At 39.9% G+C, this 13,163-nt stretch carries 10 protein-coding genes and 1 tRNA gene; 5 read left to right on the forward strand and 6 right to left on the reverse strand.

All coding sequences use genetic code 11. From position 1 onward, the window contains the following. Positions 1-42: 42 nt before the first annotated feature. The gene (locus GA0116959_RS00350; protein ID WP_092717103.1) at positions 43-1,806 is read right to left on the reverse strand and encodes an alkaline phosphatase D family protein; all 1,764 of its coding nucleotides are present in this window, start codon (positions 1,804-1,806) and stop codon (positions 43-45) included. A 206-nt stretch (positions 1,807-2,012) separates the two neighbouring features. Here GA0116959_RS00350 and GA0116959_RS00355 point away from each other — a divergent pair. Continuing rightward, positions 2,013-2,098 (forward strand) — tRNA-Leu (locus GA0116959_RS00355). Between the two features lie 608 nt (positions 2,099-2,706). On the opposite strand, the gene GA0116959_RS00360 is transcribed toward GA0116959_RS00355, so the two are convergent. The 4 genes from GA0116959_RS00360 to rlmE form a co-directional block, all read right to left on the reverse strand. Beyond that, a complete protein-coding gene (locus tag GA0116959_RS00360) occupies positions 2,707-3,021 on the reverse strand; it encodes a DUF5713 family protein (protein ID WP_092717106.1) in 315 nt (104 codons plus the stop codon). A 123-nt stretch (positions 3,022-3,144) separates the two neighbouring features. After that, positions 3,145-3,996, reverse strand: coding sequence for a dihydropteroate synthase (gene folP, locus GA0116959_RS00365; protein WP_092717109.1), 852 nt, complete (start codon positions 3,994-3,996; stop codon positions 3,145-3,147). A 137-nt stretch (positions 3,997-4,133) separates the two neighbouring features. Beyond that, positions 4,134-6,023 (reverse strand): ATP-dependent zinc metalloprotease FtsH, encoded by a 1,890-nt coding sequence (gene ftsH, locus GA0116959_RS00370; RefSeq protein WP_053578432.1) that lies wholly within the window; start codon positions 6,021-6,023, stop codon positions 4,134-4,136. 131 nt (positions 6,024-6,154) lie between these two features. Further along, entirely contained in the window at positions 6,155-6,805 is a 651-nt protein-coding gene (gene rlmE / locus GA0116959_RS00375) for a 23S rRNA (uridine(2552)-2'-O)-methyltransferase RlmE (protein ID WP_053578433.1), read from the reverse strand. A gap of 196 nt (positions 6,806-7,001) precedes the next feature. On the opposite strand from rlmE, the gene yhbY reads away from it, so the two are divergent. Continuing rightward, complete coding sequence (gene yhbY / locus GA0116959_RS00380; protein ID WP_053578434.1) at positions 7,002-7,325, forward strand: ribosome assembly RNA-binding protein YhbY; 324 nt, start codon at positions 7,002-7,004, stop codon at positions 7,323-7,325. 5 nt (positions 7,326-7,330) lie between these two features. Next, entirely contained in the window at positions 7,331-7,870 is a 540-nt protein-coding gene (locus tag GA0116959_RS00385; protein ID WP_053578435.1) for a DOMON-like domain-containing protein, read from the forward strand. 86 nt (positions 7,871-7,956) lie between these two features. Here GA0116959_RS00385 and GA0116959_RS00390 read toward each other — a convergent pair whose 3' ends face one another. Then, the gene (locus tag GA0116959_RS00390) at positions 7,957-8,430 is read right to left on the reverse strand and encodes a hypothetical protein (protein ID WP_053578436.1); all 474 of its coding nucleotides are present in this window, start codon (positions 8,428-8,430) and stop codon (positions 7,957-7,959) included. 310 nt (positions 8,431-8,740) lie between these two features. On the opposite strand from GA0116959_RS00390, the gene carA reads away from it, so the two are divergent. Beyond that, positions 8,741-9,880, forward strand: coding sequence for a glutamine-hydrolyzing carbamoyl-phosphate synthase small subunit (carA, locus tag GA0116959_RS00395; RefSeq protein WP_092717112.1), 1,140 nt, complete (start codon positions 8,741-8,743; stop codon positions 9,878-9,880). Between the two features lie 14 nt (positions 9,881-9,894). Continuing rightward, the gene (gene carB / locus GA0116959_RS00400; RefSeq protein ID WP_092717115.1) at positions 9,895-13,125 is read left to right on the forward strand and encodes a carbamoyl-phosphate synthase large subunit; all 3,231 of its coding nucleotides are present in this window, start codon (positions 9,895-9,897) and stop codon (positions 13,123-13,125) included. Positions 13,126-13,163: the final 38 nt, after the last annotated feature.

The raw sequence follows: 13,163 nt of genomic DNA on the forward strand, positions 1-13,163 counted from the left end.
TTCAAAAATTGGGTTTCCCTACCCTATTTTTGCCGCCCAATATTAAGCAATTTTTTGGGTGTCTTTTATATCACTCAGCACAGTATCGACTAAAATATGGTAAGAACGATCATGATCGACTGTATATTGTTGCTCTTTAATACTACTCACAAACACCCAATTCGCTTGCATTTGCTGTGCGGTAAAATTCACAGTTAAATAACCACGTTGATTCAAATTACAGTAATTAAGCTCATTAATTAAGGTAGTGAAAGCCAATTCAAATTGCTGTAATTGTGCCAACGGGATATTCAAATATTGTTCTAGCCCTGGTGAAGACACTGAACTGGTCGCCAGTTCCAGTCCAATATGTTCACCTGTTTGACTATGCAAATCCGATGTCCAAGCGTTATGAGTATCACCTGCTAAAACTACGACTTTTTTATTCACTTTTTTTAAGGTCGCATAGAGCTTTTCACGCTCAGCAGAATAACCATCCCAAGCATCTAAATTATAAGGTGCCACAACTGTCAAACGTGCTTTCTCAATCTCAGTTAAACTTGGATCACCCTGCAAGAGACGGATTTTTAATGTTACTAACTCTGGAATTTTTTGATTTAAGTTCACAATATCCATTTGACTGAGAGGTTCTAAAAGTTCCGCGGGAATCAACATTTTACTCATAAGCACTTGCTGACCTAATACATTCCAAATTGCACTAGATTGCTCTAATTGTGTTTGTAACCAGTGCAGTTGCTTATCCCCCATTAAAGTACGTGTCGCTTGGGTTAAATCTTGTTGAAAGCGCGGGAAATCCATGCCTTGCGCAGTCATATAATCTGCATAATTTAACTGTCGATCACGCGCTAAAACTCGAGTATCCAACATATTCAACTGCACTAAATTGCCAAAATTAAATTGGCGATAAATATTCAAATGATCATGATCTGAAACAGGACGTATCGGCATCCATTCGAAATAAGCTTGTAAAGCAGCTATTTTACGCTCAATAAATTGCCCCTCATTTTTATTGTTCGCGGACTCTTCAGTGTGATTTTCTGCGCCATTTTTCCAAGCATCGTTCGCCAATTCATGATCATCCCAAATTACAATAAATGCATGACGTTGGTGTACCGTTTGTAAATCTAGATCTGTTCGGTATAAAGCATAACGCTTGCGGTAATCTTCTAATTTGATCATTTCTTGATTGTTGTCTGCAGCCAGTTCACGCCCTAAACGTGCTGCATCTTCACTGGCATACCCCCCCTGACCATATTCATAAATATAATCGCCTAGATGGATCACCACATCGACATTTTGTTTGGCAATTTCTCGATAAACATGGAAATAACCCGCTGGATAGTTCGAGCAAGAACACACTGCAAAACTGACCGTCTGAGGATTTTCTGGCAAAGTTTTGGTTTGTCCGATGGGAGAAGTCACATTGCCATAATGAAAACGATAATAGTATTGCTGATTTGATCTAAGCTTATTGGCATCAACTTTGACAGTAAAATCTTGGGCTTGTGAAGTTTGTACTTTGCCTGAATTGACTAGATTCTTAAATTGCTGATCTAAAGCAATTTCCCAACTCAGTTCCAAGCGGGCAGATACATCATTTGGTGTTAAACGTGTCCAAAGAATAACTTTATCTTGTAATGGATCACCACTTGCAACCCCATGTAAAAATTCAGCTTTCACTTTATTTGACAGTACACCATCTTCAGAATCGCCATCACAAGCGGTCAATGAAATAGGTAAAGATAAAGCACCTAAGCTGGCCAAAGATTTATGTAAAAGTTCGCGGCGTGAGATTTTAAATGACATGGGATTATCCTTATTTTTTATTCTTTAAATATAAAAACTAAGGATTACCTTATGATCTCAAATTTATGAAGAAATGATGACAGCTTCTTTTTTTTGATTAAAAATAAATTATTTTCATAGATAAACACATGAATTGATTGAAAAGAAAGCAAATACACTGAAAGAGACTTGCCAAGATTTATTTCGTCCTCTATTATTGCGCACATGCCCGAGTGGTGAAATCGGTAGACACAGGGGATTTAAAATCCCCCGCCCACAAAGCGTGCCAGTTCGAGTCTGGCCTCGGGCACCATTTTGATACTTCTTAAAATGGTGCAATAAAAATTCCAGCTATGAGCTGGTTTTTTTATATCTAAAATTTGGTTCTAGCGATAAGTGTCATTTCTAAAAAAATAATAGTAGTGGATCATAAAAACTTTAATATTAATTTCAGATCATATCTGTGTATTTATTTGACTTTCAAGCTCAGCAACAACTTTAACTGCTTTCGAAAAATTCAAAATTTCGCTTATATAAAGAGATGATCAGAAAGCCTCAACGAAATACGTGTTGAGCAAATCAACCACAAGTTAAACTTGAAGAAGAGATAGAAAACTATGGGGTTTATTTCCAAGTATGGTCAGTATCAAAAATGGTCGTTATATTTTTAATCGCTATGCTTCAGGCCATGTTCCTGATTAAATTCTGGATTTTAATAAAGATAACAATGAACGCTCAATTGATACGCTATTAAAGGAAAAGATCACATATTGGCTCAATATTCTCGGGATTTATCATTCGCTTAATGATAAATATCATTTAAGAATAATAATTTGCTTAGATATTAAAGTGGGTTAAAGCTGCCATTTATCTGATAGATTTAAACAATATTGCGCTAAAAAATAAAAAATAGAGAGCAGTTTACCACTCTCTATTCGATACCAATTCTTCCATTTCTATTTCAATATAACCTTTGTCTTGCACCACCATCATCATGGCTTCAGCGATATAATCTGCTGCCGTATCATCTAAAGCAGAATCTAAATCTTCAAACTGTGGCTTCATTTTATTAATGGTGACCACAGTTTCAGCCGCGAAATGATAAATTTCTGTTTCAGACAAATCTGCTTTGGCGACTTTTTTGGCAAATTGTTTAATCACTTGCTTAACTTCAGCAACCAGAATATCGGGATAATATTCATCATCAAACATAGGGAGAAGTAAATCTTCAAACATACAGCACTCAAAAAATTCACGTGTTTAAGCGAGCTTGTATAACACAAAGTAACAAAATTACCAACTCAAACTATAAAATATTAGTTTTACTGGCTTCATAATTTTATCTGTTCCAATTGTGCATCAAGCGTAATTCATCGCCTGCCATATTTTAATAGCATCAGAGGTAGCTTTTACATCATGTACACGCACCATGCATGCACCTTGTTGAATACTCAATAAATGGGCTGTCACAGAACCCACTAGACGGTTTTGCGCATTTGATTCATCTAACACTTCACCAATAAAACGTTTACGTGAAAGTGCCGAAAGAATCGGATAGCCCAAACTTGTTAATACATGAAATTCTTGTAATAACTTTAAATTTTGCTGCGCATTTTTAGCAAAACCAAAACCTGGATCAATCATGATATTTTCGGGTTTTATCCCGACTGCGAGTGCTGCATTGATACGATGTTGTAATTCGCCCATAACATCCTGAGTCACATCACTATATTGATTCAAATTATTCATAGTCGTTGGTTCGCCACGCATATGCATAATAATGACTGGAATATCAAGTTCAGCAGCTGTGATTAACGCATTGGGGCGTGTTAAAGCACGTACATCATTCCAAATATGCGCTCCTGCTTGTACCGCTTTACGCATGACTTCAGGTTGCGAGGTATCAATGGAAATAATGACATTATGTTGAGCCAGCTCCTCAACGACAGGGACGACACGACGTATCTCTTCCTCAACCTCTACCACTAAAGCATCTGGTCGGGTTGATTCACCTCCAATATCAATCACTGTCGCACCATCAGCAATCATTTGTAATGCATACGCTACAGCCTGCTCTTGACTATTGTGCTTTCCACCATCACTAAATGAGTCTGGAGTTACATTTAAAATACCCATTACATGTGGCTGGGCTAAATCTAAATGATGTTGTCCACACTGCAATACACGTTTAGGTAATGGCATTAACTTCATTTATTACTTTCCTTAGATCTTCAAATCCCAGTGTAGCAATGCTGAGTTTTAAAGATGCTGAAATATTTTCAAAATTGAATGATTACGGCATAAAAAAGAGCCTCCTTTGAGACTCTTCTTAGCTTCACTTTAAAAAATTAATTTGCAGGCAATGGTGGTGGTGTCAGTGGACCATCCGTTGGGGTAATATCAATTACTGGATTTTCAGCAATATATACCTTAGGCGGTTGAGGTTCACGACCTTCCATAATGTCACGGATTTGATCGCGATCAATGGTTTCCCATTCCATCAAGGCTTTTACCATTGCGTGCGCAATATCTTGCTTACTTTCCAAGATTTCTCGCGCTACTTTATATTGCTCATCCAAAATGCGGCGAACTTCTAAATCTACTTGCTGTTGCGTTGCTTCAGAAATCGTACGGCTACCGATACTGCCCATGAATGATTGCTGCGAATCATCTTCATACACCATTACGCCCATTTTATCAGACATACCGTATTTAGTGACCATCGCACGTGCCATTTTGGTTGCACGTTCAAAATCATTCGAAGCACCCGTAGACATCTGGTTAATAAATACTTCTTCTGCAATACGACCACCAAACAAAATAGAGATTTCATTCAACATTTTGTGTTTGTAATGACTCGTTTGATCAAATTCAGGCAACTGCCAAGTCACACCCAAAGCCCAACCACGCGGCATAATCGTCACTTTATGTACAGGGTCTGTACCCGGTAAAGTTTCAGCGACAATCGCATGACCTGCTTCATGATAAGCTGTAGCACGACGTTCTTCATCACGAAGCACCATCGATTTACGCTCAGGCCCCATATACAGCTTGTCTTTTGCATCTTCAAAATCATGCATATCAACTGTATTTTTATTACGGCGTGCAGCAAATAAAGCAGCTTCATTAATTAAATTGGCGAGTTGTGCACCAGAGAAACCCGGTGTACCACGTGCAAGCACTTGTACATCCACACCTGTCACTGAAGGCAATTTTTTCATGTGAACATTTAAAATTTGCTCACGACCTTTAATATCTGGCAGACCGACCATCACTTGACGGTCAAAACGACCCGGACGGAGTAAAGCTTTATCCAGCACATCGGCACGGTTTGTTGCAGCAATCACGATAATGCCTTCATTACCTTCAAAGCCATCCATTTCAACCAACATCTGGTTTAATGTCTGTTCACGCTCGTCATGACCACCACCTGTACCTGAACCACGATGACGACCAACTGCATCAATCTCATCAATAAAGATAATGCAAGGCGCATGACGTTTGGCTTGTTCGAACATGTCGCGCACACGCGATGCGCCTACACCCACAAACATTTCAACAAAGTCAGAACCCGAAATACTAAAAAACGGAACTTTCGCTTCACCTGCAATCGCTTTAGCAAGCAAAGTCTTACCTGTACCTGGAGGGCCCACCATTAATACGCCACGTGGAATACTCGCGCCGAGACGTTTAAATTTGGTTGGATCCTTTAAAAAATCAACAATTTCGACTACTTCTTGTTTCGCTTCATCGCAGCCAGCAACATCTGAAAAGGTCACTTTAATTTGATCTTCAGACAACATTTTGGCTTTTGATTTACCAAAACTCATTGGACCACTTTTACCACCTGCACCGCCACCCATGTTGCGCATAAAGAACATGAATAACAAAATGATTAAAAGTACAGGGAAGCTCGCGATAAGAAGTTGCATCAATAAACCTTGACGCTGAGGTGCAGTACCTTCTACGACAACATTATTTTTGATGAGGCTTGGCATCAGTTCTGGATCTTGAACCGCTGGACGGATACTTTCAAATTCAGAACCGTTTGATTTTTCACCACGGATTCTTTCGCCATCAATGATGACTTGTTTAATTTGACCAGCATTCACCGCTGAAACAAACTCTGAATAATTCATTGCAGTCGGTTGATTGCGGTCACTAATGTTACTGAAAATCAGGATCAGTACACCGAGTATAACCAGCCACAATACGGCATTCTTGAAGAGATCGCTCAAAGCTTTATTCCCATATCAATCTAATTTGATCATGCCCAAAACGGGTGACCTTAATTTAAGCTAAAGATCAGCTTCGCAATATTTTAAAAATGTACAAAATGCACAATTTTTAACGTCTTGGCAAGTAAACTTTATCTCGAAACTTTCTTACGCCCTTGCCCGATCAAAAATACTTCTTTAGAACGGGTACGCGAAGCGGCAGGTTTTGCTGTCTTTAGAACATCAAAGCTATCTACCACTTGTTTACGAAATTCGTCAAATCCAATCCCTTGGAAAACTTTTACCACAAACTGACCTTTAGGTCCTAAAACCTTATTGGCAAAATCTAAAGCAAGTTCACACAAGTAAATTTGACGAGGTTGATCTACAGCCTTGTTACCTGATGTATTGGGGGCCATATCTGAAATTACAACGTCTACGGTGCGTCCGTTTAAAAGATTTAACAATTTTTCGAAAACTTCTTCTTCACGAAAGTCGCCTTGTAGAAAAGTTACATCAGGCAAAGCATCCATTTCCAAGATATCTGAAGCGATCAATAAACCCTTATCACCGACCAGTTTTCCAGCAATTTGTGACCAACTTCCCGGAGCTGCACCCAGATCTACCACTGTCATACCTGGTTTAATAATTTTGTATTTTTCTTGCATTTCAAGAAGTTTGTAAGCGGCACGTGCACGATAGCCTTCCTTTTGCGCTTTTTTGACAAAAGGATCATCTAAGTGTTCTCGCATCCAATCTCGACTACTTTTGGATAACTTTTGGTTAGTAATGCGTGTCGCCATAACTCTCTAAATAATAAAAAACTTCTAATTCATGATTGTACGTGAAAAATACCCTGCTTGCAGTATACATCTGTATCTAAATTCGATCTTTTATGCTGTTTTTTTCGATCATCTAAATTGATTATTTCGACAGAATATAAAGCGTTTAAACTTGGCATTTGCTATACTAAGTCGTTTTTAAAATTAGGTTATCTCTATGGCGGCTTTATCAATTCAGGAACGCAAACGTTTGCGTCAAATCGGACACGCACTTAACCCTGTGGTTATGTTGGGTGGCCAAGGTTTGACTGAAAATGTCGTTGAAGAAACAAATCGTGCTTTAAATGATCACGAATTAATCAAAGTGAAAATTGCGGGTGAAGACCGTGAAGCACGTGTAGCAGCAATGAATGAAATTGCTCAAGTAACCGGTGCTGAAATCGTGCAAACGATTGGTAAAATTGTATTGCTTTATAAAAAAGCAGCCAAACAAAATCCAAAACTTTCAAATCTTGTACGCCACGCAAATTTGTCTAGTTAAGCAGTATGGCCAGTTACGAACTTAATGCTTTTGATCGTCGTTTTCAATCTATCTCCCTCGTGGGGGCAATTGAACAACAAGGTCTATATGGTTTGAATGTGGGCTATTGGTTACGTGATCCTAATCAATTCATGCAATGGCCTAAACTACTACAGGGCAACCCACGTCAAGATTTTTTGTGGCAACACACTTGCTATGAAATTTTTATTGGCGTACATGGTGAAGACTATTACCGGGAAATTAACCTCTCCCCCTCTCAAGCTTGGCAAGTTTACCAGTTTGAGGAGTACCGTTATCCTGAGGATATGCCACCACAAGCTGCCCATGACATTGAGCTTAATCAACTTAAACGCACGCATTACGGTTTAAATGTCACTTTAGATTTAACTGAGTTTATGTTGAAGCATAAATTAAAGTGGTCAAATATGTTCTTGGGCTTAACTGCTGTGCTTCAAACCTCACAAGGTGATCAATACTACGCGATGCAACATAGCAGCCCAAATGCAGATTTTCACAATAAACGAGATTGGCTACATCAGTTTTAATATTTTTAAAGAATACCCATAATAAAAAAGTGAGGCATTAAACCTCACTTTTTTATGTATAAAATTGTGCTTTTATTAAAAGCAGCTTAACTTTTTAATGTAGTCTTAGTTTCAGTTTTATCTGCCACTTTCTTCCATACATCTAAAGTATGATCTTTAGAACGTTTAAAAGTTTCAGCCAACTGATCTTTGTGTTTAACCGAAATTTGACTCACATCATCTTTCAATTCTTTACCCAGTTTACTTAAATCTTCTAAAACAGCATTAAGTTCAGTTTTCACAAATTCTTTTAATTCAGTTAATTCTTTTTGAGAAGAACTGAATTGTTTTTTAATAATGTCAATGCGCTGAAGAAGATCTTGCTTTAAGTTCTGAATTTGACCTTGTACATTTGCCTGTAATTCTTTTGCCTCAGCTTGAACTTTTTCTGTCGACTCAACCGCTGCATCTGTAATCTTTTGTTGTGCTTCTTTAGACACTTGCTCTAATTTTTCTGCACTTTCTGCGACTACTTCTTTAATCGATGTTTTCGCTTTCGCTTGTTTTTGTTCTGTTGTCATGGTCATAATCCTGTCATTGCGCTTCGAGAATGCTAGAGTAATCCGATTTGATAAAATTTAAACGATGATTTGTCAGACAATTTTCAATTGTTTACATTTTAGTTACACTGCGTTCTCTCAGACGACAAACCAAGATACATGTTATTTATCTTTGATAATCAGTACAAATAAAATGGACTTTAGAGGCTTTACTGCGTATAATGCCGTGTTAAGTTCAAGCGAGCAGACATAGGAGGGTTGGTTAAAAAAATAGCCTTCCTTTTTTTTCGTCTACTCGCTTTTTTACAGCCTAAATTTCAGGAGCTTTGGTTTGAGCACTCCCGCCATTTTAGCCCTCGCAGATGGAACGATCTTTAAAGGTACGTCTATCGGTGCATCGGGTAGTACGACTGGTGAAGTCGTTTTTAATACTGCCATGACTGGCTATCAAGAAATTTTGACTGACCCAAGTTATGCACAACAACTTGTAACTTTGACTTACCCACATGTGGGCAATACAGGTTGCAACGAAGAAGACACTGAGTCAGGTCGAATTCATAAGGTTTGGGCAAATGGTCTTATTATCCGTGACCTCCCTTTATTGCATAGCAATTTCCGTGCTAATCAATCTTTAGGCCAATACCTAGAACAACACAATGTTGTCGCGATTGCTGATATTGACACACGTAAATTGACACGAATTTTACGTGCCAAAGGTGCGCAAAATGGTTGTATTCTTGCTGGTGAAAATATCACAGAAGAACAAGCTTTAGAAAAAGCACGTGCTTTCGGTGGCTTGGATGGTTTAGATCTTGCGAAAGAATGCTGTGATCCGACGGGTTTTGAATGGACGGAAGGTTCTTGGACACTGGGTCAAGGCTTCTCTCAACCTGAACTTAAATTCCATGTTGTGGCATATGATTACGGTGTCAAAACCAACATCTTACGTATGCTGGTTGACCGTGGATGCAAACTGACTGTAGTTCCAGCTCAAACGCCTGCAGAAACAGTTCTCGCATTAAATCCAGATGGTGTGTTCTTATCGAACGGCCCTGGCGATCCAGCTGCATGTGATTATGCAATTGAAGCTGTAAAAACCATTATTGAAACCACAAATTTACCTGTCTTTGGTATCTGCCTCGGTCACCAAATCCTAGCCCTTGCTTCTGGTGCTAAAACGGTGAAAATGCCTCACGGTCACCACGGTGCCAACCATCCTGTACAAAATCTTGAAGATGGTACAGTGATGATTACTTCTCAGAACCATGGCTTTGCAGTTGATATTGATACATTACCTGCAAACCTAAAAGCAACGCACAAATCATTATTCGATCAAACCCTTCAAGGTATGCATCGTACTGACAAACCGGCGTTCAGCTTCCAAGGTCACCCTGAAGCAAGTCCTGGGCCACATGACTGTGCCCCATTATTCGATCATTTCATCGAACTTATCGAAGCATCTAAGCAGTAATTAAGGAAGCGATCATGGCTAAACGTACAGACATAAAAAGCATCTTAATTATTGGTGCAGGTCCGATTGTGATCGGTCAAGCATGTGAGTTTGACTACTCAGGTGCGCAAGCATGTAAAGCCCTTCGTGAAGAAGGCTACCGTGTTATTTTGGTGAACTCTAATCCAGCCACCATTATGACCGACCCAAGTATGGCAGATGCGACATATATCGAACCGATTACTTGGCAAACTGTTGCACAAATTATTGAAAAAGAACGTCCAGATGCAGTCCTTCCAACGATGGGTGGCCAAACAGCATTAAACTGTGCGCTTGCACTGGATGAGCACGGTATTTTAGCAAAATACAATGTTGAATTAATTGGTGCGAGTAAAGATGCCATTGAAATGGCAGAAGACCGCAAATTGTTTGATGATGCGATGCGTCGTATTGGTCTTGAATGTCCTCGTGCTGCTGTTGCAAGTACTATGGAAGAAGCATTCGAAATTCAAGCAAAATTGGGCTTCCCTTCAATTATTCGTCCGTCCTTCACTATGGGCGGTTCGGGCGGTGGTATTGCTTATAACCGCGACGAATTCATTGAAATCTGTGAACGCGGTTTCGACCTATCGCCGACTCACCAACTGTTAATCGATGAATCATTGATTGGTTGGAAAGAATACGAAATGGAAGTTGTTCGTGACAAAAACGACAACTGTATTATCGTATGTGCGATTGAAAACTTCGACCCAATGGGTGTGCATACAGGTGACTCCATCACTGTTGCCCCTGCGCAAACATTAACAGACAAAGAATACCAAATCATGCGTAATGCATCGATTGCAGTTCTGCGTGAAATTGGTGTTGAAACAGGTGGTTCGAACGTTCAATTCGGTATTAACCCGAAAGACGGTCGTATGGTGGTGATCGAGATGAACCCGCGTGTATCACGTTCATCTGCGCTTGCATCAAAAGCAACAGGTTTCCCAATTGCGCGTATTGCTGCGAAATTGGCTGTGGGCTATACCCTTGATGAGTTGAAAAATGACATCACTGGTGGTGCAACACCTGCGTCATTTGAACCATCAATTGACTACGTGGTTACCAAGATTCCTCGCTTTAACTTCGAAAAATTCCCGCAAGCTGAAGCTATTCTAACCACACAGATGAAATCTGTGGGCGAAGTCATGGCCATTGGTCGTAACTTCCAAGAATCTCTGCAAAAAGCGCTTCGCGGTCTTGAAGTGGGCGTGTGTGGTTTTGATGAACACATTGCTGTCGGTGCTGAAGGCGCGCGCGAGAAAATACTGCAAGAGCTTAAAGTTCCAGGTCCTGAGCGTATTTGGTATGTGGCTGATGCCTTCCGTCATGGTTTCAGTTTGGATGAAGTATTTGCTGCAACCAATATCGACAAATGGTTCTTGATCCAAATCGAAGACATCATTAAAACTGAAGAAGAAATTAAAACTTTAGGTTTTGGTGACTTAAATGCCGACAACATTCGCGCATTTAAACGTAAAGGCTTGTCAGATCTACGTATTGCAGATTTGATGGGTATTTCACAGAAACAATTCCGTAAACACCGTTGGAACTTAGGCGTTATGCCAGTTTACAAACGTGTGGATACCTGTGCAGCAGAGTTTGAATCTGACACTGCCTACATGTATTCAACTTACGATGAAGAATGTGAAGCAAATCCATCAACCAAAGACAAAATCATGGTGATTGGTGGTGGTCCTAACCGTATTGGTCAAGGGATCGAGTTCGATTACTGCTGTGTACACGCGGCGCTTGCAATGCGTGAAGACGGTTACGAAACCATTATGGTGAACTGTAACCCTGAAACGGTTTCAACGGACTATGACACATCAGATCGTTTGTATTTCGAACCGATTACTTTAGAAGATGTGCTTGAAATCGTACGTATCGAGAAGCCTAAAGGCATTATCGTACAATACGGTGGTCAAACACCTTTAAAATTGGCACGTGCTTTAGAAGAAGCAGGCGCACCAATTATTGGTACGTCGCCTGATGCAATTGACCGTGCAGAAGATCGTGAACGTTTCCAGCAAATGATTCAACGTTTACAACTTCGTCAACCCAAAAATAGCATTGTTAAATCTGCTGAAGAAGGTATGGCTGAAGCATCTAAAGTCGGTTATCCATTGGTTGTTCGTCCATCATACGTGCTTGGTGGTCGTGCGATGGAAATCGTATACAACGATGACGAACTTAAACGCTACCTGCGTGATGCGGTTCAAGCCTCAAATGAAGCACCTGTACTGCTTGATCATTTCTTAGATGATGCCATTGAAGTTGACGTAGACTGTGTATCTGACGGTAAAGATGTTGTAATTGGCGGTATTATGCAGCACATTGAACAAGCAGGTATTCACTCAGGTGACTCTGCATGTTCTATTCCTCCTTATTCTCTTTCAAATGAGATTCAGGACGAAATGCGTCGTCAAACTGTTGCTATGGCAAAAGAGCTTGGCGTGATTGGTTTGATGAACGTTCAGTTTGCTGTAAAAGGTAATGACGTTTACATCTTAGAAGTGAACCCACGTGCATCACGTACCGTGCCGTTTGTATCTAAATGTATTGGCGAATCTTTAGCAAAAGTAGCTGCACGTTGTATGGCGGGTCAATCTTTAGAATCTCAAGGATTTACTAAAGAAATTATCCCGACTCACTTTGCTGTAAAAGAAGCGGTATTCCCATTTTCAAAATTCCCTGGTGTTGACCCTGTTCTTGGGCCTGAAATGAAATCTACAGGTGAAGTTATGGGTGTGGGTACTTCATTTGGTGAAGCATTCTATAAAGCTGTGTTAGGCTCGAATGATCGTTTACCAGGTAAACCAACCGAAGGCGAAGTGAAACACGTATTTATCTCAGTTCGTGATTCAGACAAACCGCGTGTTGTGGGTATTGCGAAACAATTGGTTGATTTCGGTTTCAAAGTGATTGCCACTGGTGGTACATTTGATGTCATCAACGAAGCGGGTATTGCTTGTGAACGTGTGAATAAAGTCACTGAAGGTCGTCCTAATATTGTCGACCGCTTGAAAAATGGCGAAATTCACCTCATTATCAATACCACTGAAGGTAAACAAGCTCAGCAAGATTCATTCTCGATTCGTCGTTCTGCACTTCAAGGTAAAGTGTATTACACCACGACTTTGAATGGTGCTGATGCTGTATGCCAAGCTTTAGCCATTAAATTACCAATGGATGTATATCGCTTGCAAGATTTAACAACAGGCTAATTATCTATCGAGAGGTCCCGTCACCTGATCGGTGGCGG

The sequence above is a fragment of the Acinetobacter albensis genome, assembly GCF_900095025.1.
Lineage (GTDB): Bacteria > Pseudomonadota > Gammaproteobacteria > Pseudomonadales > Moraxellaceae > Acinetobacter > Acinetobacter albensis.

Bases quoted from the DNA above. Each gene is read 5' to 3' on its own strand.
- yhbY (WP_053578434.1), top strand. From the start codon at position 7,002: ATGGCGGCTTTATCAATTCAGGAACGCAAACGTTTGCGTCAAATCGGA.
- GA0116959_RS00350 (WP_092717103.1), bottom strand. From the start codon at position 1,806: ATGTCATTTAAAATCTCACGCCGCGAACTTTTACATAAATCTTTGGCC.
- GA0116959_RS00360 (WP_092717106.1), bottom strand. From the start codon at position 3,021: ATGTTTGAAGATTTACTTCTCCCTATGTTTGATGATGAATATTATCCC.
- rlmE (WP_053578433.1), bottom strand. From the start codon at position 6,805: ATGGCGACACGCATTACTAACCAAAAGTTATCCAAAAGTAGTCGAGAT.
- GA0116959_RS00390 (WP_053578436.1), bottom strand. From the start codon at position 8,430: ATGACAACAGAACAAAAACAAGCGAAAGCGAAAACATCGATTAAAGAA.
- GA0116959_RS00385 (WP_053578435.1), top strand. From the start codon at position 7,331: ATGGCCAGTTACGAACTTAATGCTTTTGATCGTCGTTTTCAATCTATC.
- carB (WP_092717115.1), top strand. From the start codon at position 9,895: ATGGCTAAACGTACAGACATAAAAAGCATCTTAATTATTGGTGCAGGT.
- folP (WP_092717109.1), bottom strand. From the start codon at position 3,996: ATGAAGTTAATGCCATTACCTAAACGTGTATTGCAGTGTGGACAACAT.